Annotated in this window: 28 protein-coding genes; 12 read left to right on the forward strand and 16 right to left on the reverse strand. The window is 67.1% G+C overall.

Going from position 1 to position 26,811, the window contains the following annotated elements; all coding sequences use genetic code 11:
• Window positions 1-358 precede the first annotated feature (358 nt).
• Window positions 359-1,012, forward strand: coding sequence for a hypothetical protein (locus tag KP010_RS17995; RefSeq protein WP_142863067.1), 654 nt, complete (start codon window positions 359-361; stop codon window positions 1,010-1,012).
• 22 nt (window positions 1,013-1,034) lie between these two features.
• Here KP010_RS17995 and KP010_RS18000 read toward each other — a convergent pair whose 3' ends face one another.
• Window positions 1,035-1,895, reverse strand: coding sequence for a lytic transglycosylase domain-containing protein (locus KP010_RS18000; RefSeq protein WP_246659853.1), 861 nt, complete (start codon window positions 1,893-1,895; stop codon window positions 1,035-1,037).
• A gap of 257 nt (window positions 1,896-2,152) precedes the next feature.
• Here KP010_RS18000 and KP010_RS18005 point away from each other — a divergent pair, with 257 nt between their 5' ends.
• The 4 genes from KP010_RS18005 (at window position 2,153) to KP010_RS18020 (ending at window position 8,892) form a co-directional block, all read left to right on the forward strand.
• A complete protein-coding gene (locus KP010_RS18005) occupies window positions 2,153-3,691 on the forward strand; it encodes a YifB family Mg chelatase-like AAA ATPase (RefSeq protein WP_142863036.1) in 1,539 nt (512 codons plus the stop codon).
• A gap of 149 nt (window positions 3,692-3,840) precedes the next feature.
• A complete protein-coding gene (locus KP010_RS18010) occupies window positions 3,841-5,607 on the forward strand; it encodes an ATP-binding protein (RefSeq protein ID WP_142863035.1) in 1,767 nt (588 codons plus the stop codon).
• A 166-nt stretch (window positions 5,608-5,773) separates the two neighbouring features.
• Entirely contained in the window at window positions 5,774-7,786 is a 2,013-nt protein-coding gene (locus KP010_RS18015; protein WP_142863034.1) for an OmpA family protein, read from the forward strand.
• Between the two features lie 188 nt (window positions 7,787-7,974).
• A complete protein-coding gene (locus KP010_RS18020; RefSeq protein WP_216281279.1) occupies window positions 7,975-8,892 on the forward strand; it encodes a GNAT family N-acetyltransferase in 918 nt (305 codons plus the stop codon).
• A 42-nt stretch (window positions 8,893-8,934) separates the two neighbouring features.
• Here KP010_RS18020 and KP010_RS18025 read toward each other — a convergent pair whose 3' ends face one another.
• Window positions 8,935-9,726 carry a class III extradiol ring-cleavage dioxygenase gene (locus KP010_RS18025; RefSeq protein ID WP_142863033.1) on the reverse strand — a complete coding sequence of 264 codons (792 nt, stop codon included), beginning with the start codon at window positions 9,724-9,726 and terminating at the stop codon, window positions 8,935-8,937.
• A gap of 123 nt (window positions 9,727-9,849) precedes the next feature.
• Here KP010_RS18025 and KP010_RS18030 point away from each other — a divergent pair, with 123 nt between their 5' ends.
• The 6 genes from KP010_RS18030 to lpdA all read left to right on the forward strand — a co-directional run bounded on the left by KP010_RS18030 (window position 9,850) and on the right by lpdA (window position 14,772).
• On the forward strand, window positions 9,850-10,047 hold the full coding sequence (locus KP010_RS18030; RefSeq protein WP_024880697.1) for a hypothetical protein: 198 nt from the start codon (window positions 9,850-9,852) through the stop codon (window positions 10,045-10,047).
• Window positions 10,048-10,399: 352 nt separating this feature from the next.
• Window positions 10,400-11,155, forward strand: coding sequence for an esterase family protein (locus KP010_RS18035; protein WP_142863031.1), 756 nt, complete (start codon window positions 10,400-10,402; stop codon window positions 11,153-11,155).
• Window positions 11,156-11,333: 178 nt separating this feature from the next.
• The gene (rpmI, locus tag KP010_RS18040; protein WP_018264712.1) at window positions 11,334-11,534 is read left to right on the forward strand and encodes a 50S ribosomal protein L35; all 201 of its coding nucleotides are present in this window, start codon (window positions 11,334-11,336) and stop codon (window positions 11,532-11,534) included.
• Window positions 11,535-11,580: 46 nt separating this feature from the next.
• Window positions 11,581-11,946 (forward strand): 50S ribosomal protein L20, encoded by a 366-nt coding sequence (gene rplT, locus KP010_RS18045; RefSeq protein ID WP_018264711.1) that lies wholly within the window; start codon window positions 11,581-11,583, stop codon window positions 11,944-11,946.
• Window positions 11,947-11,985: 39 nt separating this feature from the next.
• Entirely contained in the window at window positions 11,986-13,233 is a 1,248-nt protein-coding gene (locus tag KP010_RS18050; protein WP_142863030.1) for a hypothetical protein, read from the forward strand.
• 102 nt (window positions 13,234-13,335) lie between these two features.
• Window positions 13,336-14,772 (forward strand): dihydrolipoyl dehydrogenase, encoded by a 1,437-nt coding sequence (gene lpdA / locus KP010_RS18055; protein WP_142863029.1) that lies wholly within the window; start codon window positions 13,336-13,338, stop codon window positions 14,770-14,772.
• 262 nt (window positions 14,773-15,034) lie between these two features.
• Here lpdA and KP010_RS18060 read toward each other — a convergent pair whose 3' ends face one another.
• The 5 genes from KP010_RS18060 to KP010_RS18080 form a co-directional block, all read right to left on the reverse strand.
• Entirely contained in the window at window positions 15,035-15,403 is a 369-nt protein-coding gene (locus KP010_RS18060; RefSeq protein ID WP_166142997.1) for a PRC-barrel domain-containing protein, read from the reverse strand.
• Window positions 15,404-15,487: 84 nt separating this feature from the next.
• Complete coding sequence (locus KP010_RS18065) at window positions 15,488-16,534, reverse strand: DUF3298 domain-containing protein (protein ID WP_142863028.1); 1,047 nt, start codon at window positions 16,532-16,534, stop codon at window positions 15,488-15,490.
• Between the two features lie 108 nt (window positions 16,535-16,642).
• A complete protein-coding gene (locus KP010_RS18070) occupies window positions 16,643-18,001 on the reverse strand; it encodes an anion transporter (RefSeq protein ID WP_142863027.1) in 1,359 nt (452 codons plus the stop codon).
• A gap of 83 nt (window positions 18,002-18,084) precedes the next feature.
• Window positions 18,085-18,546 (reverse strand): carboxymuconolactone decarboxylase family protein, encoded by a 462-nt coding sequence (locus tag KP010_RS18075; protein WP_142863026.1) that lies wholly within the window; start codon window positions 18,544-18,546, stop codon window positions 18,085-18,087.
• On the reverse strand, window positions 18,543-18,962 hold the full coding sequence (locus KP010_RS18080; protein WP_142863025.1) for a cupin domain-containing protein: 420 nt from the start codon (window positions 18,960-18,962) through the stop codon (window positions 18,543-18,545). The genes KP010_RS18075 and KP010_RS18080 overlap by 4 nt, the downstream gene beginning before the upstream one ends.
• A 95-nt stretch (window positions 18,963-19,057) precedes the next feature.
• Between KP010_RS18080 and KP010_RS18085 the strand changes: the two genes are divergently transcribed.
• On the forward strand, window positions 19,058-20,464 hold the full coding sequence (locus tag KP010_RS18085) for a PLP-dependent aminotransferase family protein (protein ID WP_142863065.1): 1,407 nt from the start codon (window positions 19,058-19,060) through the stop codon (window positions 20,462-20,464).
• A gap of 6 nt (window positions 20,465-20,470) precedes the next feature.
• Here KP010_RS18085 and coaA read toward each other — a convergent pair whose 3' ends face one another.
• The 9 genes from coaA to KP010_RS18130 form a co-directional block, all read right to left on the reverse strand.
• Window positions 20,471-21,436 carry a type I pantothenate kinase gene (gene coaA, locus KP010_RS18090; protein WP_142863024.1) on the reverse strand — a complete coding sequence of 322 codons (966 nt, stop codon included), beginning with the start codon at window positions 21,434-21,436 and terminating at the stop codon, window positions 20,471-20,473.
• Window positions 21,433-21,759, reverse strand: a complete 327-nt coding sequence (locus tag KP010_RS18095; RefSeq protein ID WP_142863023.1) for a phosphoribosyl-ATP diphosphatase — start codon at window positions 21,757-21,759, stop codon at window positions 21,433-21,435. Before KP010_RS18095 ends, coaA begins: the two co-directional genes overlap by 4 nt.
• Window positions 21,756-22,529 carry an imidazole glycerol phosphate synthase subunit HisF gene (hisF, locus tag KP010_RS18100; RefSeq protein ID WP_018264699.1) on the reverse strand — a complete coding sequence of 258 codons (774 nt, stop codon included), beginning with the start codon at window positions 22,527-22,529 and terminating at the stop codon, window positions 21,756-21,758. The genes KP010_RS18095 and hisF overlap by 4 nt, the downstream gene beginning before the upstream one ends.
• 1 nt (window position 22,530) lies before the next feature.
• Window positions 22,531-23,292 (reverse strand): 1-(5-phosphoribosyl)-5-[(5-phosphoribosylamino)methylideneamino]imidazole-4-carboxamide isomerase, encoded by a 762-nt coding sequence (gene hisA / locus KP010_RS18105; RefSeq protein WP_142863022.1) that lies wholly within the window; start codon window positions 23,290-23,292, stop codon window positions 22,531-22,533.
• The gene (hisH, locus tag KP010_RS18110) at window positions 23,280-23,927 is read right to left on the reverse strand and encodes an imidazole glycerol phosphate synthase subunit HisH (RefSeq protein ID WP_142863021.1); all 648 of its coding nucleotides are present in this window, start codon (window positions 23,925-23,927) and stop codon (window positions 23,280-23,282) included. The genes hisA and hisH overlap by 13 nt, the downstream gene beginning before the upstream one ends.
• Window positions 23,924-24,397 carry a DUF2628 domain-containing protein gene (locus KP010_RS18115; RefSeq protein WP_142863020.1) on the reverse strand — a complete coding sequence of 158 codons (474 nt, stop codon included), beginning with the start codon at window positions 24,395-24,397 and terminating at the stop codon, window positions 23,924-23,926. Before KP010_RS18115 ends, hisH begins: the two co-directional genes overlap by 4 nt.
• Before the next feature lie 15 nt (window positions 24,398-24,412).
• Window positions 24,413-25,006, reverse strand: a complete 594-nt coding sequence (gene hisB / locus KP010_RS18120; RefSeq protein WP_142863019.1) for an imidazoleglycerol-phosphate dehydratase HisB — start codon at window positions 25,004-25,006, stop codon at window positions 24,413-24,415.
• Between the two features lie 123 nt (window positions 25,007-25,129).
• Window positions 25,130-25,573, reverse strand: coding sequence for a very short patch repair endonuclease (locus KP010_RS18125; protein WP_142863018.1), 444 nt, complete (start codon window positions 25,571-25,573; stop codon window positions 25,130-25,132).
• Window positions 25,570-26,745 (reverse strand): DNA cytosine methyltransferase, encoded by a 1,176-nt coding sequence (locus KP010_RS18130; protein ID WP_246659852.1) that lies wholly within the window; start codon window positions 26,743-26,745, stop codon window positions 25,570-25,572. The genes KP010_RS18125 and KP010_RS18130 overlap by 4 nt, the downstream gene beginning before the upstream one ends.
• Window positions 26,746-26,811: the final 66 nt, after the last annotated feature.

The raw sequence follows: 26,811 nt of genomic DNA on the forward strand, positions 1-26,811 counted from the left end.
GGCCAATCGGCGCGGTCCTCGCCGCCGAATATGGCGTGCGAGCGGAGGAAAAACAAGAGTCCGTGCGGCAAATCCGGCGAAGTCCGCGCCTCGTCCAACAAGCTTCAAGAAAAACATGCAGTATTGATCGCCCGCCGCGTTCGAAAACTATCGCGGGCGATGGGAAGAGCGCAGATCGCTCCACTCGCCGCTCGCGCCGCCCGCTCGCGCTCTTGCCGCTCCCAGAGAATGCGCTAACATGCCGCATTGTCGCGGGCGGCGAGCGACCGGGTCTCGCGATCCGGCTCTCGTTTCGTCGTCGAAGCGAGCCTGTCCGGGGAAACGAGGCGCGCACAAAATGCTCCATGGGGGAATCATCATGCCCGACAGCGGTCTTGCCCCGTTCTGGCGGTCGATCGATGGGTTTCTGCGCTCTGCGACTCGTTTCTCTCCGCCCGCTCTCCTCGTCCTGCTGCTGACGCTGCTCGCCGCGGCGTCGCCCGCCTCGGCGCATGGCCGGCTCGGCTCCGCCGAAGGGCGATGCCGCCTGTTCGTCGGCCCCGACATCATGAATTTCACCGGCTATCTTCCCGACGCCTCGAAAAACGAGTTCTGCGAGGATATTCCGGCGACCGGCCACACCATCATCGCGCTCGACGCCGAGCAGGACGAGCTGCGCGACATGGCGGTGGAGATCCGAATCGTCAAAGACGTCGGCGGCGAGGAGAAGGAGAATGCCGATATCGACGCGGTCACTGTCGCCTATCGCGGTCCGCGCCTCTATCCGACCGGCACGATCAATTTCGAGCACTATTTTCCCGACGCGGGCTATTTCGTCGGCATCGTCACCGTGACCGGCGAGCATGGCGAGCGATGGGTGTCGCGCTTTCCCTTCTCTGTGGGAATGAGCTTCATGCGCACGCTCCCCCTCTATCTGCTGATGGGCATAGGCGTCGTCGCCATGTTCTTCGTCTATCTGCGGCATCGGCCGATACATCCGCTGAAGACGGCGGACGCCGAGCCGGCGGAATAATCCGCCGAGCGGCGAAGGCCGCTCAGTCGCCGGCGCCTCCGATCTTCTCGGCGAGCAGCGCGATGGTCTTGGAATAGACCTTCGCCTTGTTCCATTCGAGCAGCGCGGGGAAATTGGGCTCGCCCTCGTTCCAGCCGGCGCCCGGCTTCCAGCCGGAGCCCTGCAGGAAATTGGCGGTGGAGGCGAGCACATCCGCCGTGTCGTGAACGAGATCGCGCTTGCCGTCGCCGTCGAAATCGACGGCGAATTTCAAATAGGACGAGGGCATGAACTGCGTCTGGCCGATTTCGCCGGCCCAGGCGCCGCGCATTTGCGCGGGATCGAGATCGCCGCGCTGGACGATGCGCAGAGCGTCGAGCAATTCGCCGCGGAATTTTTCCGAACGCCGGCAATCATAAGCGAGCGTCGCCAGCGCCCGAATCGTCGCGAAATCGCCGAGATAAGCGCCGAAATCCGTCTCCAGCCCCCATATGGCGACGAGAACCGGCCCCGGCACGCCATATTTCTGCTCGATGCGCTTGAACAGCGCCGCATGTTTCTGCAGCAGCGAGCGCCCCTTGCGGACGCGAAACGAATTGGCCATGCGCGCCGAAAATTGCTCGAAAGTCTGGCGAAACACCTTCTGCCCGCGGTCGTGCGAGATTACCGAGCGATCATAGAAGACGTCGCCGAGCGCCGCATCGATCGTCGGCTTTGAAATTCCCGCCGCCGCGGCCTCTCGCTCGAAACCGCCGAGCCAGGCCTCGAACCCCTCGCCATTGCGCCCGCATTCGGCCGCTCGCGCGCTCGCCGCGCCCAAGCCCGGCGCGAAGCCCAAAACCGAGGCGCAGGCCACGACAGCCGCAACGCCAAAGACCGACGTCTTTCGTTTTTTCCGAGCCATTTCGCCTACCCGCGTTCAGGGAAATTCGCGCTCTTTAGGTCACGCGAGCGCGGCCGCACGATGGCGTCGTTTCTCAAATCCTCAAAAAACCCATCCTGCTCGTCCGGCCGGCGAGACTAGCTCTCGCCGGTTAGCGGGCCGTTGCCGAAGCGCGGCAAAATTTCGTTCTCATATTGTTCTTGCCGAGGCGGGGCGACGCGTCTACTATGGCGACGTTTGCGTCAGAGCGATTGGAAAACGGGTTCGGAGCTGTCGCCATGGTGGTCAGGGTCTCGACGGTCGCCTTCGAAGGGATCGAAGCCAAGCCGGTCGACGTTCAAGTGCAGATCGCCAGCGGCAATGTGGTGTTCACGCTCGTCGGCCTCGCCGACAAGGCCGTCGCCGAATCGCGGGAGCGGGTGCGGGCGGCGCTCGTCGCCTCCGGCCTCGCGCTGCCGGCCAAGCGCATCACCGTCAATCTCGCGCCGGCGGACATGCCCAAGGAAGGCAGCCATTACGATCTGCCGATCGCGCTCGGCGTGATGGCGGCGATCGGCGCCATTCCGTCGGACGCGCTGGACGGCTTCACCGTGCTCGGGGAATTGGGACTCGACGGCGCCATCGCGCCGGTCGCCGGCGTTCTGCCCGCCGCGGTCGCCGCCAATATGCGCGGCCAAGGGCTCATCTGCCCGCGTCGATGCGGGCCGGAGGCCGCCTGGGCGTCCAGCGAAATGGAAGTGGTCGCGCCGCGGTCGCTGATCCAGCTCGTCAATCATCTGAAAGGAACGCAGGTTCTCTCCCGGCCCGCGCCGGCGGTGCGCGCCATTGCGGCGGGCCTGCCGGACCTCGCCGACATCAAGGGCCAGGAGAGCGCCAAGCGGGCGCTGGAAATCGCGGCGGCCGGCGGCCACAATCTGCTGATGAACGGCCCGCCCGGCGCCGGCAAATCCATGCTGGCGGCGCGGCTTCCGTCCATATTGCCGCCGCTGTCGCCGCGGGAGCTGCTGGAAGTCTCGATGATCCATTCCGTCGCCGGCGAGATCGCCGGCGGCGAGCTCACCGATCGGCGGCCGTTTCGCGCGCCGCATCATTCGGCCTCCATGGCGGCGCTCGCCGGCGGCGGCTCCCACGCGCGGCCGGGCGAGATATCGCTCGCCCATAATGGCGTTCTGTTCCTCGACGAATTGCCGGAGTTTCAGGCGCAGGCGCTCGACAGCCTGCGGCAGCCGCTGGAGACCGGCGAAATCCTCGTCTCGCGGGCCAATCACCGCGCCGTCTATCCGGCCCGTTTCCAACTCGTCGCGGCGATGAATCCGTGCCGCTGCGGCCATGCGCTCGACCCCGGCTTCGCCTGCCGCCGCCAGCCCAATGAGCGCTGCGTCGCGCAATATCAGGCGCGGCTCTCGGGCCCGCTGATCGACCGTTTCGATCTTCGGATCGAGGTTCCGGCCGTCTCGGCGGCCGATCTCGTGCTGCCGCCTCCGGCCGAGGGCTCGGCCGAGGTCGCGGCCCGCGTCGCCGCCGCGCGCGACCGCCAGCGACGACGTTACGAGAAGCTCGGCCTTCCGGGCGACGCCACCAACGCCAGCGCTCCGGCGAGCGCGATCGAGAAAATCGCGGCGCTCGACGCCTCTGGGACGGCGCTGATCCGCGATGCGGCCGAACGTCTGGCGCTCTCGGCGCGCGGCTTCCATCGCGCGCTGAAGCTCGCCCGCACCATCGCCGATCTCGACGGCTCCGAGGCCGTGACGCGTCGCCATCTCGCCGAAGCGCTCGCCTATCGCGGCGGCTCCGCCCGCGCACGGGTCGCCGCCTGAGCCGGAAAAAGTCCGGCTTTTTCGAGAGCCTGCGCAAGCCTTCATTAGCGAAGCGCCGAGGTTCGGCTCGCGCTTCCCCCGCCAATTCATACTTTCTCTCGATTGTCGTGAAACAACGAGGTCGATCGAAAAGGTTCTGGACCGCCCGAATGCCTGCTGTTCCCTCTTGCGTTCTCATCGCGCTCGCTTCTCTCGCGGCCTTCGCCGCGGCCGGCTGGCTGTGGCTCGCGCGCGCGCGCCGAACGCGCCGGCGCCGAGCGGTGGAGACCGAGCTCGAGGGATTGCGCGACGAAATCTGGGAGCTGCGCGCCGCCGCCGCCGCGCGCGACCGCGCCGAAGCCGCGAGCCAGGCCAAATCGCGCTTCCTCGCCACGGTGAGCCATGAAATCCGCACGCCGCTCAATGGCGTGCTCGGCCTCGCGCAATTGCTGGCGGCGACGCGGCTCGACGCCGAGCAGGCGAGCTATGTGGAGGCGATCGCCGCCTCCGGCCGCTCGCTCGCCCAGCTCATCGACGATATTCTCGACTTCTCCAAGATCGAGGCCGGCAAGATCGAGCTCGAGGTCGAGCCTTTCGCGCTCGCGCCGCTGGTCGAGGGCGTCGTCGAGCTGCTGGCGCCGCGCGCCCAGGCCAAGCATCTCGAAATCGCGAGCTATATCGCGCCGGACGCGCCGGAGACGGTCGCCGGCGACGCCGCGCGCGTGCGCCAGGTGCTGGTCAATCTCGCCGGCAACGCCGTCAATTTCACCGCGAGCGGCGGCGTCGGCCTGCGTGTCGAGCGCGACGCCGAGGGCGCGCTCGTGTTCCGCGTCGCCGACACCGGCCCCGGGGTCGCGCCGGCGGCGCGCGACATTATTTTCGAGGAGTTCGAGCAGGGCGACGGCTCCTCGACGCGCCGGCATGGCGGCACCGGCCTCGGCCTCGCCATTTCGCGCCATCTCGCCGCGCTGATGGGCGGCCGACTGGAGATAGAAGAAAGTTCGGGCCGCGGTGCCGTCTTCGCCTTCACTTTGCCGCGCGGCCCGCACGCGCTCTTCGACGACCGCGCGCGCGAGCGCAAGCGGCCGCTCGCCGGAGCGCGCGCATTGATCGTCTCGCCGACGATTTTCGAAGGGCCCTTCATGGCCGAGATTTTGCGCGGCGCCGGTGCGCAGGCCGAGATCGCCGACGACGAGACGCGAGCCGCGCGCCGCCTCGGCGAGGAGCCGGATGGCCGCTTCGACACGGTCGTCGTCGATTGCGCCTTCGGCGAGGCGGCGACCGAACGTCTCGCCGACGAGGCGCGACGCGCCGGCGCCGGCGCCGGCCGCGTCTTCCTGATGTTCTCGCCCATGGAGCGGCGCGCTTTCGGCGAGGCGGCGCTGCGCCATTTCGACGGATGGCTGGTGAAGCCGGTGCGCGCGGCCTCGCTCGTCGAGCGCCTGTCCACAGCGCCGCCGCCGACCCGCAACGACGCGGATTTCGTCGCGCCGGCGCCGACGCTCTCGGGACGCCGGGTGCTCGTCGCCGAGGACAATGACGTCAATGCGCTGATCGTCTGCCGCCATCTCGAGAAGCTCGGCGCGCTGGTCACGCGCGCGGAAGACGGCGCCCGCGCCGTCGAGCTGGCGCGATCGGCGATCGGCGGGCGCATCCGGCCTTTCGACGTCATTTTGATGGATGTGTTCATGCCCGAGCTCGACGGCCTCGAGGCGACGCGCCTGATTCGCGCGGAGGAAGCCCGCATGGGCGCGCGGCGCCGCCCGATCGTCGCGCTCACCGCCAGCGCGCTCGAGGAGGACGAGCGCGCCGCGCGCGGGGCCGGAGTCGATTTCCTGCTGACCAAGCCCGTCGAATTCGACGCGCTGTCGGCGGCGATCCTCCAGGCGATCGAAGACGCGCGCCGCCCGTCGGACGATGCGCGCGAGGCGATCTGACTTTCCCGCCCCGCGCTTCGCCGCAGCCACAAAAAAGAAAAAATTTCGCCCTGCGCCCGCGCCACAACCACAGCGCGGGGATTGCGACGACGGACGCCCGACTCGTCGAGAACGACGATCGTGGCGCACGGCAAATCGTGGAGAATGGCGAATCTTGGAGAACCGAATGTCGAAACGAAAAAATTTGCTGCTCGCGGGGCTGATGACGCCATCATTGGCGCTCGGCCCGCAGGCCGGCGTCGCGCCGGCCGCGGCGGCGCAAGGCCTCGTGCTCGCGCAGGCCGCGCCGCAAGGCTTCGATCCCGCTCACGAGAAGCGCTCGCCGCCGCAATCGCCTCGGCCGCCGGCAGCCCGGCCTGCCCCCACGGCTCCGCCGGCGGCGCCGTTCCATCCCGCGCCGATCCAGCATTCTCCCGCCGCGCCGCCGCCCGAACCGCGCCCGGCGCCGCAGCCCGCCCCCTATCCGGGAGCCGGCGTCCCGCCGATGGCGCATCCGCAAATGCGGGCGGCGCCCCCACGAGAGCCGCGCGCGCCGGCGATCATCCAGGCGCCGCAGCAGGCCGCGCCGATCCGGCGAGCTCCGCCGCCTCATGCGGCGCCCATGCCGGCCGTCGTCCCGACGCCGCGTCCTTCCGCAGAGCGCCCTCCCGCGCCCGCGGTCGCGCCATCCGCCGCGCAGCGGCCCTCTGTTTCGCCATCCGCGCCCCCTGCCCCCAGGGCGCCGTCCCATCCCGCGGCCCCGCCCGCCAATGGCGCCGATAACCTCCCTCCGACCGGACCCGCCGGCGCGCCGGCGCATCTCGGCGGACCGCATTCGGCGGCCCCGCCCGTAGGAAACCAGGGCGGCAATTTCCTGCCCTCCGCCGCTCCGCCCGGCGGAGGCGCGCCGCAGCCCAATAGCCCGCCGCCCGGAGGCCCGGCCGATCATGCGGGCGCCGGCGGACGCTTCCTGCCCCCGGGGGGCTCCGGCGCCGTTCCGCCCGCCACACCATCCGCCGCAGCCCCGACCGGCATGGTCCCCAGTGCGGCAGTCCCCGGCGCCGCGGGCGCGGCTCATATTCCGCCCCAGGCCGGCGGCGCTCATGGAGCCGCCGCCCCGGCTCCGCCTCTCGTCTCACAACCGGCTCCGCCTCTCGCCTCACAACCGGCTCCGCCTCCCGGCCCACCGCCGGCTCCGCCTCACGGCGGCGGGCCACGCGTGTCGCCGGCGGCTGCGGCGGCGATCGGCGCGGCGGCCGGCCTCGTCGGCGGCTTCGTGCTGAGCCAGCCCGGCGCGCATCGGCTCGACGATGTCCATGCCCGGCGCCAGCAATTCGAGCGTGACGGCGTGCTCGTCGTGCAGGAGCCCGGCCGCACCATCGTGCGCGAAGGCGGCGGCGCCTTCATCCGTCACGACGAGAACGAACGTTTCCGCGAACTCGGCGGCAATTTGCGCAGCGAGCGTCACGGCGAGGAGTTTGTGAGCGTCTACGCCCGCCGCGATGGCGGCGAGGTGCTGACCTACACCGACGCCAATGGCGTGCTGCTGCGCCGCCTGCGCCGCTTCCCCGACGGCCGCGAGATCATTCTCATCGACAATGGCTTCCGCGGTCCGCCGCGCGGCTTTGCGGAGGAGGTGGTCGTGCTGCCGCCGCCGCCGGTGGAGATCGCGCCGGACGCCTATGTCGTCGATTACGGCGCCGCCGACCAGCGCGTGCTCTATGAGACGCTGACGGCGCCGCCGCTCGCGCCCATGCCGCGCCGCTACACGCTGGACGAGATTCGCTACAGCCCGTCCCTGCGCGCCTATACGCGCAGCGTCGATATCGACACGATCAATTTCGACACGGGCTCCTGGGCGATCACGCCGGATCAGGCACAACGTCTCGTAACGGTCGCAGAGGCGCTCAACGAAGCGATCAAGCGCAATCCCGCCGAGGTGTTCCTCATCGAAGGCCACACGGATGCGGTGGGCTCGGACGTCGACAATCTGTCGCTCTCCGATCGTCGCGCGCAGTCGGTGGCGACGATATTGTCGCGCGACTTCGGCGTGCCGCCGGAAAATCTGACGACGCAAGGCTATGGCGAGCAATATCTCAAAGTGCGGACGCAAGGCCCCTCGCGCGAGAATCGCCGCGTGACCGTGCGTCGAATCACGCCGCTGCTCTCCGGCCCGCAGGCCGAGACGCACCGACGCTGAGGAAAGACGAAAGAGACGGCGCGCATCTTCGCGCGCCGTCTCGATGAGCCGCCCGCGCGATGCGAGCCCGAAGGCTCGCAGTCCAAACGCCGCGCGTCGTCACAAAAGCTTCGCCCGCTCGTGATCTAACGCGCTGATCCGAAGCGCTCGAAAGCGCGAGCGCGACACGAGCGGAGACGATACGCGAAATGTGGGCGATCCACGCCGACGCCGGCCGCAAGATCATCGCCGGCGCTTTTCCCCTGCTGCAGCCGCAAAATCTCCTGAAGCCGAAAAAGTACAAGCATGGCGGACTCGACGGCGCGCTCGCGCGGCTCGGCTCGCTCGAGGTGCGGCTCGCCAACGGAAAAAAAGAAATCCGCAAGGCGCAGCGGCTGCGCTTCAAAGTGTTCTTTCGCAAGGGCGGCGCAATTCCCGACGCCAAAGCCGCGATCACGCGGCGCGACGCCGATCGCTTCGACAAATTCTGCGATCATCTCATCGTCATCGATCATGCGGCGCGCACGCGCTTCGGCAAGATCAAGCCCAAAGTGGTCGGGGCCTATCGGCTGCTACGCGACGATGTCGCGCAGAAGAAGAGCGGCTTCTATTCCGCTGGCGAATACGACATTGCGCCGCTCCTCGCCCGCCACGGTGGAACGCGTTTTCTCGAGCTCGGCCGCTCCTGCGTGCTCGAGCAATATCGCAGCAAGCGCACGATCGAGCTCTTGTGGCGCGGCATTCTCGCTTATGTGCGGCATTATCGCATCGATGCGATGATCGGCTGCGCGAGTCTCGAGGGCGCCAATCCGCTCGCCCATGCGGCGGCGCTGAGCTTTCTCGCGCATCATGCGCGCGCCGACGAGGATTGGCGCGTGAGCGCGCGGCGCGAAATGCATGTGCCGATGGAGATGCTGGCGAAAGAGGCCGTCGATCCGCGCAAGGCGATGAGCGCGCTGCCGCCGCTGATAAAGGGCTATCTGCGCTGCGGGGCCAAATTCGGCGACGGCGCCGTGGTGGATCGCAAGTTCAACACGACGGATGTGTTCGTCGTCTTGCGCGTCGCCGAGATCGAGGCGCGCTATCTCGATCATTTCGGACCGGCGGAAGCGCGCGACGCGGCGTGAACGGTCGAGCGGCCCTTCCCGACGCGCGATCGGGAATGGCTCTCAGCCGAAGGCGAAGCCGGAAATCGCCTTGCTCATGACCGCATCGCGAAAGACGCGGCGTCCGGCGTCCGCTCCAGCGGCGCCGGCGACGACCATCAGCGGCAGAAGATGCTCCTCGCGCGGATGGCACGCGCGCGCAAAAGGCGCCGCGCTCCACTGCGCGAGCAGCGCATTGCGCACCTCTGCGCTCGGCTTCGTCGCGGCCTCGGTCAGCCAGGCGTCGAAGCCGGCGGCGGCCTTCGCCTCGCCGTCGAAGAAAGTGTGCAGATTGTGGAAGCTGTTGCCGCTGCCGAGAATGAGAACGCCCTCATCGCGCAGAGGCTCGAGCGCCGCGCCGACGCCGATGTGAAAGGCGGGATCGAGATCGTCGCGCAAAGACAGAGTGAGAATCGGAATCGTCGCGCCGGGATCGACGATCAGCATGGGCACGAAGACGCCATGGTCGAAGCCGCGCGCGGCGTCCAGCGCCGTCTCGACGCAGGCCGCGGCCAGCAGACCTCGCGCCCGCTCGGCCAGTTCCGGCGCGCCGGGCGCGGGATAGCTCAGGCGATAGGTGTGCTCGGGAAAGCCGTAGTAATCGAAGATCATGCCGGGCGCTCTCGCCGCGCCCAGAGTGACCCGCTTCTCCTCCCAATGCGCCGAGACGATGAGAATGGCGCTCGGACGCTCCGGCAGAGAGGCGAGCAGGCCGCTGAGATAGGTCTTCAGCCCGTCGAAGGCGCGACCCGAGGAGCCGTCGAGCCAGAAGCAGGGGCCGCCGCCATGGGAGATGAAAATCGTCGGCTGCCGCATCTGAGCCTCCGCTGCACATGGCCTGCAGATAGGACCAACGGGGCGCAGCCGCAATGCGGCGCGCCCTTTTCCCCGCCGCGCGCGCTTTTATATGCGCATTGAGGATTTCTGGAGGACGAAGCGATGGACTCCCAAATCACCGGATTGAAAGTGGCCGCGGTCATCTTCGGCCTGATGGCGCTCGGACAGGCGGGGCGGCTGGCGACGCAGCCGGATATTCAGGTCGGCGGCGCCTCCATGCCGCTATGGCCGAGCGCGGTGGCGCTGATCGTTCTGCTCGGCCTCTGCCTGTGGCTGTGGCGGCTGGCCAAGCCGCAATGAGGGCGCGGATTCGGACGAAGGCCGGATCGCCTCGCATCTCGGCGACGACGTCATCGCCCGGCGGCCTCGGCGGCCCACGCCTTGGTGGCGAGACATGTCTCCATCGCCCGCGCATAGGCGTCGCGGCGGGTGGCCCGGCCGCATAGTCGCGCTCGGCCCCGGCTTGGCGGCTCGATCATAGCAGGCGCGCGGGCGCTGCGCAGCCGGTTCTCGAGCCCGGCCGACGAGCGCGCTTCCGACTCGCTTTCGCGATCACGAAGGTCGCGCCAGAAGCACAATGCCGCCGGGATTCGGTCATAGACGGCGTCGGGAATTTGAATCGACAAGTCGCCGATACAAAGTTGGATAAGAAATGAAAGAAACGCAGCACTTTTTAAAGAGCACCCATCTTGCGAATGAGCGCGCGGTATGGGTGCGTGAGCCGGGGAACAGAGCCTCGAACGTGACGGTGTTTTTGGATGCAGAGCTTTACCGAGACCGTGTAGGGGCGATATCGATCATCGACGCCCTCGAGTCCCAGGGTGACATCGATAGTTCACTTTTTGTCTTTGTCTCTGTGGAGAGCGCCGCATCCAGGTGGGTGGAATGCCCCTGCTATTCTCCGTTCGCTCGTTTCATAGAAGAAGAGCTATTCCCGTGGCTGGAGAGAGCCTATCCGAGCGCGCTCGAAGCCCAGGAGCGCGTGATCGTCGGTCTCAGCTATACTGGTCTGACCGCGGCTTATGTCTCTATGATGTACCCGTCCCGATTCACCAAGGTAATCGCCCAGTCCGCCTCGTTCTGGTCGAACGACTGTTGGATTATGGATTACTTCGAGACATTGGATCCCAAGCCGAAAACAGAATTCTACTTGGATGTCGGTCTTAGAGAAACGCAAGAAAACATTCTGCACAAAGAGGATGTTTTTCAGGCAGTCTCCCAGATCGAAGGGGTGAAGAGATTTCGAGACGCATTGCTGCGACACGGCTACCAACCTCATTATGTCGAATTCGATGGAGGTCACGATTTCGCAGCCTGGAGCCTTACGCTACCAGATGCGCTGCGATGGGCGCTGCCTTCTACGAGGAACGAGCCCGACCCCGCGAATGCGGCAGCGTCGCATCGCTGACCGCCACGCCGAAGGGCTTTGGCGCACGGGCTTGCCAACCTCCTGTCTTTCCGCTTATAAGCCGCGCTTCCGAACCGCCCGGCCAGTGATGGGCTGCCGTGGCGGTTCTTTTCGCTCGCGCGAATAAAGCGCCGGGAAGCCGGCGCGCAGAACAGGGCCTTGCGCCCAGGAGAGCAAAATGCCCAAGCTGAAGACCAAATCAGGCGCCAAAAAGCGCTTCAAGATCACCGGCACCGGCAAGGTGGTCTATGCCCAGAAGGGCAAGCGCCACGGCATGATCAAGCGCACCAACAAGCAGATCCGAAATCTGCGCGGGACCTCCGTCCTGTTCAAGACGGACGGCGACAACGTCAAGAAGTATTTCCTGCCCAACGGCTGAGCTTCTACCCTTCCCTCGATTTCGGATTTCCTGAAAGGATCATGTCATGGCTCGCGTCAAACGCGGCGTCACCTCGCACGCCAAGCACAAAAAGACCCTGGATGCCGCCAAAGGCTTCTACGGCCGTCGCAAGAACACCATCCGCGCCGCCAAGGCCGCGGTCGATCGCTCGATGCAATATGCGACGCGCGACCGCAAGGCCAAGAAGCGCGTCTTCCGCGCCCTGTGGATTCAGCGCCTCAACGCCGCCGTGCGTGAGCTGGGCCTGACCTACAGCCGCTTCATCGACGGCCTCGCCAAGGCTGGCGTCACCGTGGACCGCAAGGTTCTGTCCGAGCTCGCCATCACCCAGCCGGAGGCCTTCAAGGCCATCGTCGAGAAGGCCAAGGCCGCGCTGCCGCAGACCGCCTGATCCATCGGCGCCGACGCTTCGACGCGGGAATCCTTTCGGATGAAATGGTATTCCTGCCTGAATGCGTCGGCTCTCGACCGCTATGCCGAGCATTTGCGCGTCGCCGTCCGCACGGCGATCGACATAGCGGGGCTCGAGCCGCATCTCGTCTTCGACGGCGAGGCGGACCGGCTCCGCGCCATTCTCGGCCTTGACGCGCCCGTCCATATCCACAGCCGGCGCTCCGGCCTCATCGAGGCCATAGAGGCGACGCCGGAGACGCCGGACTGGAGCCGCTCCATCGCCGCCGGCGCCTTTCTGCGGCTCGAAATTCCCCGCATCGAGACGAAGGACGAATTCGTCCTCTACACAGATTGTGACGTGCTGTTCGCCCGGCCGGTCGAGCTGTCGCCGCTGCGGCCGCGCTATTTCGCCGCCGCGCCCCAGCACGAGCCGCATGAGTGGTCGCAATTCTGTTCGGGCGTGCTGCTCCTCAACATCCCGGCCATGCGCGCCGAATATGAGCCGCTGATGCGGAGCGCGCGCGCCGCGCTCGGCCTGCCTCATCACTATGACCAAGAGGCGCTCAACGCGCATTTCGCCGGGCGCTGGGACCATCTGCCGCTCGCCATGCATTGGAAGCCCTATTGGGGCGTCGAATGGGGCGCGTCCATCGTGCATTTCCACGGCCCCAAGGCGAAGGATGCGCGCCGTCTCGCGGCGGCGCCGCCCGGCGACGATCTTCTCGGCCAGCTCTATCGGCGCGATCCGCGCGGCTATGCGCATTTTCTGCGCTTTCACGACATGGCCGCGCGCGCCCATGAGCACGGCGAGCGCATTGGTCCCGCGACGCTGGCGCCCTTGCGGCTCGAAGCGGCCATCGATTCCGGCGGCCGCGCTCTGCGCCGGCTCTGGTCCGGCCTGCGCGCTCTGGCGCCCGTAGCGCCGCACCACGGGGAGCCCACCCACAGGCTGCCTCCCGAAGCGACCTGCGCCGAAGTCGCGACGCGCGAGAATTTCGACGAGCGCGCCTATCTCTACGCCAATCCCGATGTGGCCGAATCGGTGCGGCGCGGCCGCATCCTCTCCGGTCGCGCGCATTTTGCGCGCTATGGCCGCATTGAAGGACGCGTGCAGATGATTCCGCACGACATCCTCGCGACGCCGGCGAATTTCGACGCCGAGGCCTACATCGCGCGCAATCCCGACGTCGCCTTTCTGATCGCGCGCGGCCGCTATTCTTCCGCCCGCGCGCATTTCGAGCGGCGCGGGCGCGCCGAGCGGCGCCGGCAGCTGACGCGGCCCTGACGCCTCGCGCCTATGGCGCCCGGCGCGCGCATCGGCCACATATGAGAGCGCAGCGGCTCGAAGGGAATCATTCGAGCGGCGCTGGCGGTCGCGAGGGCTTCCATGGCCAATTCTTATGATCTCATCGTCATCGGCGGCGGACCGGGCGGCTACGTCGCCGCCATCCGCGCCGCGCAGCTCGGGCTGAGGACGGCCATTGTCGAGCGCGAGCATTTGGGCGGCATTTGCCTCAATTGGGGCTGCATTCCCACCAAGGCGCTGCTGCGCTCGGCCGATGTCTTTCGTCTCGCGAAACATGCGAAGGATTTCGGCCTGCGCATAGAGGGCGAAGTCTCCTTCGACGCCGAAGCGCTGGTGAAGCGCTCGCGCGCGGTCGCCGGGCGGCTCAACGCCGGCGTCGAGTTCCTGTGCAAGAAGAACAAGATCGATGTGATCTGGGGCGAGGCCGCGCTCACCGCGCCGGGCGAGATTCGCGTCGCCGCGCCCAAGGGAACCGCGCGGCCGCAATTCCCCAAGCCGAAGAATATCCTCGGCGAAGGCGTCTATTCGGCCAAGCACATCATCGTCGCAACCGGCGCGCGGCCGCGCGCCCTGCCGGGCCTCGAGCCGGACGGCGAGCGCATCTGGACCTATTTCGAGGCGCTACTGCCGCCCGCCATGCCGAAATCTCTGCTCGTCGTCGGCGGCGGCGCGATCGGCGTCGAATTCGCGTCCTTTTATTCGACCTTCGGAGCGCAGGTGACGCTGGTGGAGGCGCTGCCGCAAATCCTGCCGGCGGAGGACGCGGAGATCGCCGCGCTGGCGCACAAATCCTTCGAGAAGCAAGGGATAAAAATCATCACCAGCGCCAAGCTCGCGAAGCTCGACAAGAGCGACAATGGCGTCGTTGCGACGATCGCGACCGAGAGCGGCGAGCAGAGCGTCGAGGCCGAGCGCGTCATCTCCGCCGTCGGCGTCGTTCCCAATAGCGAGGGGCTGGGGCTGGAGGCTCTGGGCGTGAAAACCGATCGCGGCGTCGTTCTCACCGACGGGTTCGGCCGCACCAATGTCTCAGGAATTTATGCGATCGGCGATGTCGCCGGCCCGCCCATGCTCGCCCATAAGGCGGAGCATGAAGGCGTCGTCTGCGCGGAGGCGATCGCCGGGCTGTCGCCGCATCCGATCGAGCGCACGCGCATTCCCGCCTGCACCTATTGCCATCCGCAGATCGCCTCGGTCGGCCGCACGGAAGCGGCGGCGAAAGCGGCGGGACATGAGCTGAAGATCGGGCGCTTTCCCTATATCGCCAATGGCAAGGCCATCGCCATGGGCGAGACGGAGGGCCTAGTGAAGACCATCTTCGACGCAAAGAGCGGACGCCTGCTCGGCGCGCATCTCATCGGCGCGGAGGTGACGGAGCTGATTCAAGGCTTCGTGATCGCGATGAATCTGGAAACGACGGAGGCCGAGCTGATGGAGACCATTTTCCCGCATCCGACGCTATCGGAGACGATGCATGAGAGCGCGCTCGACGCCTTCGGGCGGGCGATTCATATTTGATGGGAGCGTGTCATCGTTTCGTGCTGAAAATAAAACCTTCCTCGAACAAGCGTTTCAGCCGAGGATGCAGTCGAGGGGGGACCCTCGAGCGCCGACATGAGCGCGTCCCGGCCTGCCGCATCCAAAAGGATGACGTGGCAATCCGGGACGGGTTCGCGATTCTCCGTCGAACGCTGCTTCTTCGTACAGGAGCGTTTAGCCATTTTGCTCGGCTAACCCCGAAGACCGATATTGTCGAGGGTAGCGCCTGTGCGGCGCCTCGCTACCGCCCCGCGCCCTCCCAATAGGGCGCCGCGCCGTAATGGGCGTGGATGCGCGTCTCCCAGTCGCGATCGGCCCAGCTCGACTCGTCATATTCGGGCGCGTCCTCGAGCAGATGCTCGGTCACCGAGGTGACATAGCGGCGCTGATCGACGTCATAGCAGAGCGCATTCCAGGGCACGGCGTGATGACCCTTGCGCAGGCACATGAAGCCGCAGAAGTTGACGATGGCGTAGCGCGCCTGGCCGGTCGCAGGATCGATCATCAGATGATCGATTTCGCCGATCTCCTTGCCGCTCTGATCGAAGACCTTCGCGCCGACGATATGCTCGCTCGAGATCATGTGGAGCTTCGGGATTGCGGTCGCCATTTTCGACCTCCCCTCGTGAGCCCCCGGCCCATTCGGCAAAACGTCTGGCGAAGCGAAAGGTTGCCGACGCCGCGACGCTCACTCCTATCGGCCGCCGCTCTCGCCGAAGCGTCGAGACAGGATCAAGTCCCGCGCGAGCAGAGGCCCGAGCTCCGCCCAAGACAGCTCGACGGCTTCGCGGGGGGCGCAGGCGTAGCAGCCACCTTCATAAGCGTTGAAAACAATGCGAATCCCCTGCGCGCCGAACGCCCATTTCCCGGGGTCGAGGCTCGACGTGAGGAGCGCCGTCTCGGTCTCCCCATCAGGCGGGCTCCACTGCTGCTCGCGCAGCGCATTCGACACCAGCCGCTGAAATCCGGCGACCCAATGATCGTCGGGTCCGAAGACATCGGACGGCTTCAGCACGGGCAGCGCGGCGCGCAACAACCGATTGTCGACATGACCCCAGAAACTGCCATGGGCCGCCCCATGCCCATATACATCGTAGATCCACACGGTGCTGATCAGATCATCGCTGGCGTAGCCGATCTCATAGTCGGCGCCGCAGTCGGATTCGTAATGCTGGTCCAGACCGCACTCGCCATCGCTCACCAGCTCTTCCGCGTTCTTGTTCCAGGCGGCCGTGATCGGCGTTTCGACATTGTCGATCTGCGGATAGGCGACATGCCGAATGTAGAAACCCGGCATGTCGCCGGTGCTGTCCGAGACCGGCGCCGGATAGGCGGCATAGAGATCGATGCGGTTGAAAACGAACGAGCCGAGCTTCTGCCCAACCTTGGAAAGCTGGTCGAGCCGCTTTCGATATTGTGCGTCCAGGCACTTTACTCGAGGCTGCGATCTGATGGCGCGCTCGGGAGCTTCGAGCGGACAGACGATATCGATGAAGCCGATCCAACTCGACTGCGAACGCCGAAGCTGCTCGACTCCGTTGCGACCGAGCAAAGCGCGTCGTTCTTTGTAGACGCGGCCGAGCCGCGTATCGAGATCCGACAAATTCCGATCGCTACAGATCAGCTTTTCGCGCGTCGTTATCGCCTTCGCGCAATCGAAGCTCGCCGCCTGGGCGCGAGAGTGAATCGCCGTGACGCATAGGAGCATTCCTAGTGAACAAAATAACAGCTCCCGGCTCATGATCGCTCCCGATTATCGAGTCCGCAGTCTCACCTCATAATTGCGTCCGCCGGACCATCGGACGCGGCCGAGCCTATGTCGTCTCGCGAAAGCAGTCGACAGCTTCCGCTAGAGCAGCCACGCGCCGAAGGCGATGGTGACGAGCGTCAGCGGCGCGCCGATCCTGAAATAGGCCCAGAAACCGATGGAGACGCCGGCGGCGCGGGCGCGCTCGGCGACGATGAGATTGGCGACCGAGCCGATGAGCGTCAGATTGCCGGCCAGAGTCGAGGCCATGGCGACGACGAGCCAGGCGTGCTGCGGATCGGCCGCGCCGGCGAGGAAAGGCTTCAGCGCCAGCACCGCCGGCACATTGCTGACGAGATTGGAGAGAACCGCCGACACCACCGCCAGAACGCCGGCGTTGGCGAGATCGAAGCGGCCGACGGAAGCGACCGCCTCCGGCGTCAGCACAGTGGTCTCGAGTCCCTCGACGACGATGAACAGGCCGACGAACATCAAGAGCAGCGGCCAGTCGATCTCGCGATAGACCTTCTCCGCCTTCACATGGCGCGTGACCAGCAGCAGCGCGCCGCCGACGATAGCGACCTTCGCCACCGGCTGGCCGGCGAAGAAAAGCGCCATCATGGCGAGCGTCACCAGCACCGATTTGACGACGAGAAAGCCGCGCGCACGCGCAGGCGCAGGCGCCGCGACGGGCAGTCTCTCGCGCGTGAGAAACTCGCCCCGGTAGAACAGCGCCACCAGCGCGAAAGTGGCGAGCAGGCCGAAGGCGGCGACCGGCCACAGCGCCGCGGCGAAGGCGCCATAGGGAATATGCGACAGGCCGCCGATAATCATGTTCTGCGGATTGCCGGTGATCGTCGCCACGCTGCCCACATTGGAGGCCATGGGCACGGCGAGGAGATAGGGCAGCGGATCGCGCTTCAGCCGGCGCGTCAGCTCGAGCGTCAGCGGCGTCATCACCAGGCAGATGGCGTCATTGACGAGAAAGGCCGAGAAGGCGCCCGTCACCAGCACGATGGCGGCGAGCAGAGCGAGCGGAGTCTTCGCGCGCGCGACGACGAAATTGCTCGCCAAGCGAAAAAATCCGGAGAGGCGCAGATTGGCGACGACGATCATCATGCCGAGCAGCAGCGTGATCGTGTCGAAATCAATGGCGCGATAGGCCTCGTCCAGCGGCAGCACGCCGAGCCCGACCATCAGGCTGGCGCCGAGCAGCGCAGCGCCGGCGCGATCGAGCCGCAGCCCCGGCGCCTCGCCGAGCGCGATGACGAAATAGGTCGCCGCGAAGACGATGACGGCGGCGACATGCGTCCCATCCGGCGCAGCCGCGAAGAACAGCACGGCGAGCCGGGCGAGCAGCGTCACGCCCGCGGCGGCCAAGAGCGCGCCGAGGAAGACGAGCGCCACCGCGACGAGCGCGGCGGTGAAGGACGAGCTTTTTTCGTCGCCTGAATCGAGCATGATATCGCAAGGCCGGAACGGAATGCCTCGCTGGGCTTAGCGCGTTGCTCCGTTCCGGGCCAGAGCGTATGTCGGCCGCGCCGTCACCCCTGCGCGGCGCGCTTCGCCGCAGCGGGCGTCGCGCGAAAAGCGATGGCCATGCGATTATAGGCGTTCATCAGGCTGATCGCGAGAGTGAGATCGGCGAGCTCCTTCCCGGAGAATTGCGCCGAGACCGCCGCGAATTCCGCGTCCGGCACGGTGGTCTCGGCGACTTTCGTCACCGTCTCCGCCCAGGCGAGAGCGGCCCGCTCACGCTCCGAGAACAGCGCCTCCGCCTCGCGCCAGACCGAGACCAGCGCGAGCTTTTCCACGGAAAAGCCTTCAGCCACGAGCGCGCGCGTATGCAGATCGAGACAATAGGCGCAGCCGTTGATCTGCGAGACGCGCAGATAGACGAGCTCGGCGAGCGCCTTGCCGAGGCTCGCGCCGACATAGCTATGCACGGCGCCGAGCGCCTTCATGCCCTCGGGCGCAGCGTGATTGTAATCGAGGCGGCTGGTCATTCTCTCTCTCCTGCATCGGGAAGGGTCAGAAGCGTCTCGCTCGAATCGACGACGAATATAGCGAGCAATCGCGCCGGCTCTGTGTCGCTCGCGTTCTCGCTCACGACATGGCGCGCGCCCGGCGGCTCGAACCAACTCTGGCCGGCGCGGAAAAGTTCCGCCGCGCCCGCGTCCGTGGCGCTGCGCATCGCGCCAGCGAGCACATAGGCGTAGATGAATCCGGAAGCGGCGTGGCGATGCGGCGGCGATTTGCCGCCGGGCGGATAGACGACCATCACGCTGACGAGGCTCTTGCCGGGCAGATTTGGAATTTCCGCGCGTGACAGCAAAGTGACCTGCGGGCCGGAGGCGTCATGCGCCGCGGCGGGCGGCGCGAGGGCGAGCAGACCGAAGAGAAAAAATGCGACAGGGCGCATGGCTGGGCTCCATCATTCGGGGCGAGCGGACCATGCACGCCATTCGAGCCAGAAAAAAGCATCGAGATTCGAGCAAATTCTTGTACCATTCGCCGATGCAGCCGCTGCCGATCGACATTGACCGCAAGGCGAAGACGCCTCTCTCCGAGCAGATCTACGCCGCCATTCGCGCGGCCATCGTCGAGCAGCGGCTCGCGGCCGGCGCGCGCCTACCCTCCTGGACCGATCTCTCCGCTCAGCTCGGCGTCGCGCGCGGCACCACGCGAGCGGCCTATGAGCGGCTCGTCGACGAGCAATTGGCGGAGGCCGACGGCGCGCGCGGCACCCGCGTCGCCGAACGCCCGCCTCTGGACCCGAGGCAGGCCGAGGCGCCCGCTGCGCCGCCCCTGTCATGGCCGTTTCAGGATTACGAGCGCGCGCCGCTGCTCTTTCGGCCCTGCCTTCCGGCGCATGACGCCTTTCCACATGCGCTATGGTCGCGGCTCTCGGCGCAGGCCGCCCGCGCCGCCGCCGCCGCGCCGCTCGCCTATCCAGACCCGCGCGGCGAGATGGAACTGCGCCGCACGATCTGCGCCTATCTCGCCGTAGCGCGCGGACTCCATTGCGCGCCGGCGCAGGTGATCGTGACGACGGGCTATTTCGGCGCGCTCGGCCTCGCGCTGCGCGCTCTGCCGATCTCAGGGCGCGAGGCCTGGCTCGAGGATCCGGCCTTTCCCGTCACGCGCGAGGCGCTGCGTTTCGCCGGATTGAAGATCGTCCCCGTCCGGGTCGACGCGCAGGGCCTCGATGTCGCCGAGGCCGTCCGGCGAGCGCCGCGCGCCGCTCTCGCCGCGGTGACGCCGAGCCAGCAGGCGCCGCTCGGCATGGCCATGTCGCTTCCGCGCCGGCTCGCGCTGCTGCGCTGGGCGAGCAAGACGGGCGCTCATGTGATCGAGGACGACTATCTCGGCGAATTGCAGCTCGACGGCCGCGCCGCGCCGGCGCTCGCCTCGCTCGACCGCGACGGCCGCGTCGTCTACGCCGGCACATTCAGCAAGACGATGAGCCCCGCGCTGCGGCTCGGCTTCCTCGTCGCGCCGCCGGCGCTCGCCGCCCGCTTCGCGCAGATCGCCGCCTGCCTCGCGCCGGCGCCAGCCCCTGCGACGCAGCGCGCGGTCGCAGCCTTCATCGCCGAGGGGCATTTCCTGCGCCATTTGCGGCGCATGAAACGCCTCTATGCAGCGCGACGACATGCGTTGACGATCATGCTACGCGAAGCTGCGGGCGAAGACGCGAAGATTTCCGCCTGCGCCCTCTCATTGAAGCTCGATCTGCCGGAGGACGCCGACGATCTCGCCATCGCCGCGCGCGCCGTCGTCGCCGGATTGGCGCCGGCTCCGCTGTCGCCATGGTATGCGGAAGAGCCGCGGCCGCGCGGCCTGCTGCTCGGCGTCGCCAATATTCGCGAGGCCCGCCTCGCGGAAGATTGCCGACGGCTGCTCGCGCTCGCGCGCGACGGCTGACGCGCGTCACAGCTTGCGCAGCGCGACTTCCTCTATGCGATGGTCCGCGCCCTTGGTCAGCACCAGGCTGGCGCGCGGGCGCGTCGGCGAAATGTTGCGGCGCAGATTCTCGAGATTGATGCGCGTCCAAATATCTTTCGCGACGCGCATGGTCTCCGCATCGTCGAGATCGGCGTATTTCTTGAAATAGGACAGCGGATCGCGGAAGGCCGTCTCGCGCAGGCGCTGGAAACGCTCCACATACCATTGCTCGAGCACATTCTCCTCGGCGTGCAGATAGACCGAGAAGTCGAAGAAATCCGAGACGAAGGGAATCTCGCGCCCATCCTCGCGCGGTCGGCTGGCGAGCAGCACATTGACGCCTTCGACGATGAGAATGTCGGGACGATCGACATAGAAGAATTCATCGGGCACGACGTCGTAGGTCAGATGCGAATAGACCGGCGCCGCGACATTGCGCTGGCCGGCCTTCACATCGGAGAGAAAGCGCAGCAGCGCGCGATTGTCATAGCTCTCGGGAAAGCCCTTCTTGTCCATGAGGCCGTCGCGCTCGAGCACGGCGTTGGGATAGAGAAAGCCGTCAGTGGTGACGAGCTCCACCTTCGGCGTGTTGGGCCAGCGCGACAGCAGCGCCTTGAGGATGCGCGCCGTCGTGGATTTGCCCACAGCGACCGAGCCGGCGACGCCGATGATATAGGGCATCTTGCCGTCCTCGGCGCCCAGAAACCGCTGCGTCGCCTTGAACAGGCCTTGCGTCGCCGCGACGTAGAGCGCGAGCAGACGCGAGAGCGGCAGATAAATCTCGATGACCTCTTCCAGCGAGATCGGATCGTCGAGCGATTTGAGCCGCGTGAGATCGTCGATCGTGAGCGTGAGCGGTGTGTCGGCGCGCAGGCTCGCCCATTCGGCGCGGGTGAAGCGCCGATAGGGCGACAGCGCGACGCCGGCCCCCAGATAAGCATCGGCGTTCATTTCCGCTCTCCGCGCGACGCTTTTTCCGCATGGCCGGATTGGACGGTGCGCGTCTCCAGCTCGGCGAGAACGTCCGCGAGCGTGACGCCGCCCGCCTCCAGCAGCACGAGCAGATGATAGAGCGTGTCGGCGGCCTCGCTCGTCAGATTCTTGCGGTCGCCCTCCATGGCGGCGATGACGGTCTCCACCGCCTCCTCGCCGAATTTCTTGGCGATGCGGGGCGTGCCGGCCTCGAACAAGCTCTTGGTGTAGGATTGCGCGGCGTCTGCGCCCCGCTTCGATGCGATGATCTTCGCGAGATCGGCGAGGGAGAAATCGCTCATGAGGGCTCCAGGCCGTCGAGACGCATCGGAATGCCCGCTTTCGCCATATATCGCTTCGCCTGCGGGATGGTGAACTCGCCGAAGTGGAAAATAGACGCCGCGAGAACGGCGGAAGCATGGCCTTCGCGCACCCCCTCGACGAGATGATCCAGCGTTCCGACGCCGCCCGAGGCGATGACCGGCACATCGACGGCGTCCGCCACGGCGCGGGTCAGCTCTATGTCGAAGCCGATTTTGGCGCCGTCGCGGTCCATGGAGGTGAGCAATATCTCCCCCGCGCCGAGGCTCGTGACCTCCTTGGCGTATTCCACGGCGTCTATGCCCGTCGGGCGGCGGCCGCCATGGGTGAAGATTTCCCAATGATCGCCGACGCGCTTGGCGTCTATGGCGACGACGATGCATTGCGAGCCGAATTTCTCGGCCGCCTCGCGCACGAATTGCCGATCGGCGACGGCGGCGGAATTGATCGAGGCCTTGTCGGCGCCGGCGAGCAGGAGATTGCGAATATCGTCCTCGACGCGCACGCCGCCGCCGACCGTGAGCGGCATGAAGCAGGCCTCCGCCGTGCGCCGCACGACGTCGAGCATGATGCCGCGATTCTCGTGGCTCGCGGTGATGTCGAGAAAGCACAGCTCGTCGGCGCCGGCGGCGTCATAGGCGATGGCGCATTCGACCGGATCGCCGGCGTCGCGCAGATCGACGAAATTGACGCCTTTGACGACGCGGCCCTCTTTCACGTCCAGGCAGGGGATGACGCGGGATTTGAGCATTCTATCCCTCGTTCGTCGACGCCTGCCGGGACTGGCGGATCAGCGCCAGCGCTTCCGCCGGATCGAGCCGCCCGTCATAGAGCGCGCGGCCGGTGATCGCGCCCGCGAGCTTCTTGCAGTCGGGCTGCAGCAGCCGCTCTATGTCGGCGAGCGAGGCGAGGCCGCCCGAGGCGATGACCGGAATGCTCAGCGCCTCGGCCAGCGCCAGCGTCGCCTCTATGTTGAGGCCCTTCAAGACTCCGTCGCGGGAGATGTCGGTGTAGACGATGGCGGCGACGCCGGCGTCCTCGAAGCTGCGGCCCAAATCCTGCGCCGAGACATGGGTGCGGCGCGCCCAGCCCTCGACGGCGACAAAGCCGTCCTTGGCGTCTATGCCGACCGCGATGCGGCCCGGATAGAGCCGCGCCGCCTCGCGCACCAGCGCCGGATCGCGCACCGCCGCCGTGCCGATGATGACGCGCGAAATTCCCTTGTCGAGCCAGCGCGAGATGGTGCGCATCTCGCGAATGCCGCCGCCGAGTTGCACCGGAATCTTTATGTTGGCGAGAATGCCCTCCACGGCGAGCGCATTCATCGGCGCGCCGGCGAAGGCGCCGTCGAGATCGACGACATGGAGATATTCGAAGCCTTGGGCGGCGAAGGCCTGCGCCTGCGCGGTCGGATCATCGTTGAACACGGTCGCCGAGGACATTTCGCCCTCGACGAGGCGCACGCATTGACCCTCTTTGAGATCGATCGCAGGAAACAGGATCACGGACGCCACCTCAGAAAATTCGCGATGAGCGCGAGGCCAAGCCTCTGGCTCTTCTCGGGATGGAATTGCGTGCCGACGAGATTGTCGCGCGCCACCGCCGCAGTCAGCGGAGCGCCATAATCGGTCGTCGCCACGATATGGTCGGGCGAAGCGGGCAGGAATTGGTAGGAGTGCACGAAATAGGCGTGCAGCCCGTCCTTTCCGGTGGGGATGCCGGAAAAGAGCGGATGCGGGCGCGCCAGCTCCAGCGTGTTCCAGCCCATATGCGGAATTTTGAGGCTCTTGTCGGCGGGCTCGATGACCGCGACGTCGCCGGCGATCCAGTCGAGGCCCGCCGCCTCGCCATGCTCGAGGCCGCGCGTCGCCATCAGCTGCATCCCGACGCATATTCCGAGGAACGGTCGGCCGCGCTCGATCACCGCCTCGCGCAGCGCCTCGTCCAGCCCGGCGAGGGCGGAGAGGCCGCTGCGGCAGTCGCGAAAGGCGCCGACGCCCGGCAGGCAGATGCGCTCGGCGCGGCGCACCACTTCCGGGTCGTTGGTGACGGCGATCTCGGCGCCCTCGCCTTCCCGCGCCGCGCGCTCGAAGGCCTTGGCGGCGGAGTGCAGATTGCCCGATCCGTAATCGATGATCGCCGTCGTCACGCGCGCGGCTCCTCGAACAGGCCGCCGATGACCGAACGCATCGCCACCCGGCCGCCGCGCGGCGGCGTCACGCTCGTCGGCAGGACGCCGGAGGGGCGCCAATTGGCGAAAAACACATCCTCGGCCTCGTCGATCCTATCGGCCACCATGACGGCGCTCTCCGTGTAACCCTTGCGCTCGAGCGACCAGGCGACGAGCCGCGGCCCTTCGAGACCGAGCAGCAGGCCGAGCGCCAGCTGCAAGACCGAGACCGCCGCAGGATTGATCCCCAGTGCCGCGCCGCCGCCGAGGATCAGCGCGAGCGCGGCTGTCCATAGGACGGCCGGCAGCCACGCACGCCGCCACAGCAGCCATAAAGGCCCGAAGAGAAAGGCCGGCGTCGAGAAACCGTCGCGCAGAAAGACGATTCGTTCCGGCGGCGGAGTCTCGCCCGGCGCGGCCTTGGGTATAAGGACGGTGTAGACGGCCATAGGCCCGCCTCCCTTTCAGCCGGTGAGCGTGCCTTTGGTCGAGGGCACCACGCCGCCGCGGCGCGGATCGGGCGCTGTCGCCTTGCCCAGGGCGCGGGCGAAGCCCTTGAAGCAGCACTCCGCGATATGATGCGAATTGACGCCGCGCAGCGCCTCCACATGCAGGCCGATACGCGCATTGGTGGCGAAAGCCTGGAAGAACTCGCGCACCAGCTCCGTGTCGAACTCGCCGATCTTGGCCGCCGGAAAGGCGACGTCGAAGACGAGGAAAGGCCGGCCGGAGACGTCCACCACGACGCGGGAGAGCGCCTCGTCCAGCGGCACATGGGCGTCGCCATAGCGGGCGATGCCCTTGCGGTCGCCGAGCGCCTGATCCACCGCCTTGCCGAGCGCAATGCCCACATCCTCGACCGTATGATGGCCGTCTATGTGCAGATCGCCCTTGGCCGCGACGGTGAGGTCGAGCGGCGCGTGGCGCGCGATCTGGTCGAGCATATGGTCGAAAAAGCCGATCCCGGTCGAAATATCGGATTTGCCCTCGCCGTCGAGATCGACGGCGACGGCGATACGGGTCTCTTTCGTGTCGCGCTCGTATTTGGCGCTGCGCATGGCTCGACTGGCTCGCGGTGAATCTCGAGGGGCTGGAACGGAATATAGACCGCTCCCTGCGCGGCTTGTAGCAATTCGGCGGGCGCATGGCCAGAAGCGTGGGCGATCGGCGTGAACCGCCCTCTACCGCGTCTCGTCCAATTGTCCCCGCCCCCACAGCCCGGCGAGCCGGGCGACGCGCGCTTTCAGGCGGGGCGGGTCCAGCGCCTCGCACTCCCACAGGATCGCGACGCGAAACCCTAACGCCCTCAGAGCCTTGGCCTTGCGGGCGTCGCGGGCGCGATTGGCGGCGAATTTTTCCAGCCAGAAGGCGTTGTTTTGTTTGGGGATCGTGCCACGGCGGCAATTCTTGTGATGGTGCCAGAAGCAGCCATTGACGAAGAGCGCCCAGCGCCGGCTGCGATTGGCGAAATCCGGCGCGCCGGGCAGGCCCTTGGCGTTGCGCCGATAATGGAGCCCGGCCAGCCGCAGCGCCGCGGCGACGGCCTCCTCCGCTCCGGTGCGGGCCTGCCGCACCCGCTTCATCAGCGCCGAGCGCGCCGGATCGCTAGCCGGCGGCGTCCTCATTGGGCGGCGGCGAGGCCGGGGCGGACGCGCATCGCCTCGAGATGGGCGGCCACCGCCTCCCGAAAGCCGGGCTCGAATCGCAGCTTCGCCCGCATGGCGCGGGCGAGGAAGCCGGCGCTGGCGCGCTCGGATAGCGGCTTGCCCTCATGCTTCAAGAATAGATGCAGAGGCTCGCGCTCGCGCCAGACGGGAAAGGCCGAAATCTCGACGCCGATGCGCCGCTCGCCGTCATAGCGCGCGGCGCGGGGCCAGCGGGCGCCCTCCTCCAAAACCGCGCCGTCGCGGGCCGGATCATAGCGCCCCGGCGCCTCGAGCCGGCCGCCGACCCATTCCGCGACTGGAGTGCTCACCGCATTGCCGACGAGCGACCAGCGCCAGCCGGGACGGCCCAGCGCCTCGGCCGGCGCGGTCCAGTCGGCCGGAAAACCCTGCAGCCGCTCGGCGTCGCGAATATCGGGCGTCACCACCTCGCCGGAAGGCAAGAGAATCGCCGGCGGCGAGGCGATGCCGAGCGTCGAGCCGTTCTTCAATGTCGGCACGCAATCTTGTCCCCAGCCGAGGCCGCGCACGCCCTCCGTCCAATAAAAGCCGTGGGCGTGCGTCGCCAGCGCCGTCGCGCGTGGACGCGGCGTCGCCTCGTCCACCAGCAGAATGTCGGAAGGATCGGCGAGGCGGGAGGCCAGAAACAGCACGCGCTCGCGCCGCTGCGGCAGAAAGGCCAGAGTGTTGACGACGCGATAGGCCCAGCGATAGCCGCGCTCCTCGAAGGCCGTGACCAGCCGCGCCATGGCGCGTCCGCGATCGAGGCTCAGCATGAAGGAGACATTCTCGAGCAGCGCATAGGGCGCGCGCGTCGCATCGAGCAGGCGGAACACGTGGCTGACCAGCGAGGATTTGCGCCCGCCGATGCCCTGCGTGCGGCCGGCCTGGCTCAAATCCTGACAAGGGAAGCCGGCGGTGACGAGTTCCGTCTCGCCCGGCAGCGCGCGCAGCGCGGCGACGTCGCCGACATTGGGCGTCTCCGAAAAATGCGTCGCGAGCACGCGCGCGGCGAGCGGCCAATTTTCGGAGACCATGACGCATTCATGTCCGGCGCGGGCGAGGCCGAGCTCGAGCCCGCCGACGCCGGCGAAGAGGCCGACGATTTTCATGGGCGGCCGAAGACGCGACAAATGGCGATTCGTCTGTGCATGAAACGGAGTTGACCGCCGAGGGCGAAGCGCTGTCAAGCCGCCCTC

This window comes from Methylosinus sp. KRF6, from assembly GCF_018887255.1.
In the GTDB taxonomy this organism is placed as follows: Bacteria; Pseudomonadota; Alphaproteobacteria; order Rhizobiales; family Beijerinckiaceae; genus Methylosinus; species Methylosinus sporium.

Bases quoted from the DNA above. Each gene is read 5' to 3' on its own strand.
- KP010_RS17995 (WP_142863067.1), top strand. From the start codon at position 359: ATGCCCGACAGCGGTCTTGCCCCGTTCTGGCGGTCGATCGATGGGTTT.
- KP010_RS18000 (WP_246659853.1), bottom strand. From the start codon at position 1,895: ATGGCTCGGAAAAAACGAAAGACGTCGGTCTTTGGCGTTGCGGCTGTC.
- KP010_RS18005 (WP_142863036.1), top strand. From the start codon at position 2,153: ATGGTGGTCAGGGTCTCGACGGTCGCCTTCGAAGGGATCGAAGCCAAG.
- KP010_RS18010 (WP_142863035.1), top strand. From the start codon at position 3,841: ATGCCTGCTGTTCCCTCTTGCGTTCTCATCGCGCTCGCTTCTCTCGCG.
- KP010_RS18015 (WP_142863034.1), top strand. From the start codon at position 5,774: ATGTCGAAACGAAAAAATTTGCTGCTCGCGGGGCTGATGACGCCATCA.
- KP010_RS18020 (WP_216281279.1), top strand. From the start codon at position 7,975: ATGTGGGCGATCCACGCCGACGCCGGCCGCAAGATCATCGCCGGCGCT.
- KP010_RS18025 (WP_142863033.1), bottom strand. From the start codon at position 9,726: ATGCGGCAGCCGACGATTTTCATCTCCCATGGCGGCGGCCCCTGCTTC.
- KP010_RS18030 (WP_024880697.1), top strand. From the start codon at position 9,850: ATGGACTCCCAAATCACCGGATTGAAAGTGGCCGCGGTCATCTTCGGC.
- KP010_RS18035 (WP_142863031.1), top strand. From the start codon at position 10,400: ATGAAAGAAACGCAGCACTTTTTAAAGAGCACCCATCTTGCGAATGAG.
- rpmI (WP_018264712.1), top strand. From the start codon at position 11,334: ATGCCCAAGCTGAAGACCAAATCAGGCGCCAAAAAGCGCTTCAAGATC.
- rplT (WP_018264711.1), top strand. From the start codon at position 11,581: ATGGCTCGCGTCAAACGCGGCGTCACCTCGCACGCCAAGCACAAAAAG.
- KP010_RS18050 (WP_142863030.1), top strand. From the start codon at position 11,986: ATGAAATGGTATTCCTGCCTGAATGCGTCGGCTCTCGACCGCTATGCC.
- lpdA (WP_142863029.1), top strand. From the start codon at position 13,336: ATGGCCAATTCTTATGATCTCATCGTCATCGGCGGCGGACCGGGCGGC.
- KP010_RS18060 (WP_166142997.1), bottom strand. From the start codon at position 15,403: ATGGCGACCGCAATCCCGAAGCTCCACATGATCTCGAGCGAGCATATC.
- KP010_RS18065 (WP_142863028.1), bottom strand. From the start codon at position 16,534: ATGAGCCGGGAGCTGTTATTTTGTTCACTAGGAATGCTCCTATGCGTC.
- KP010_RS18070 (WP_142863027.1), bottom strand. From the start codon at position 18,001: ATGCTCGATTCAGGCGACGAAAAAAGCTCGTCCTTCACCGCCGCGCTC.
- KP010_RS18075 (WP_142863026.1), bottom strand. From the start codon at position 18,546: ATGACCAGCCGCCTCGATTACAATCACGCTGCGCCCGAGGGCATGAAG.
- KP010_RS18080 (WP_142863025.1), bottom strand. From the start codon at position 18,962: ATGCGCCCTGTCGCATTTTTTCTCTTCGGTCTGCTCGCCCTCGCGCCG.
- KP010_RS18085 (WP_142863065.1), top strand. From the start codon at position 19,058: ATGCAGCCGCTGCCGATCGACATTGACCGCAAGGCGAAGACGCCTCTC.
- coaA (WP_142863024.1), bottom strand. From the start codon at position 21,436: ATGAACGCCGATGCTTATCTGGGGGCCGGCGTCGCGCTGTCGCCCTAT.
- KP010_RS18095 (WP_142863023.1), bottom strand. From the start codon at position 21,759: ATGAGCGATTTCTCCCTCGCCGATCTCGCGAAGATCATCGCATCGAAG.
- hisF (WP_018264699.1), bottom strand. From the start codon at position 22,529: ATGCTCAAATCCCGCGTCATCCCCTGCCTGGACGTGAAAGAGGGCCGC.
- KP010_RS18115 (WP_142863020.1), bottom strand. From the start codon at position 24,397: ATGGCCGTCTACACCGTCCTTATACCCAAGGCCGCGCCGGGCGAGACT.
- hisB (WP_142863019.1), bottom strand. From the start codon at position 25,006: ATGCGCAGCGCCAAATACGAGCGCGACACGAAAGAGACCCGTATCGCC.
- KP010_RS18125 (WP_142863018.1), bottom strand. From the start codon at position 25,573: ATGAGGACGCCGCCGGCTAGCGATCCGGCGCGCTCGGCGCTGATGAAG.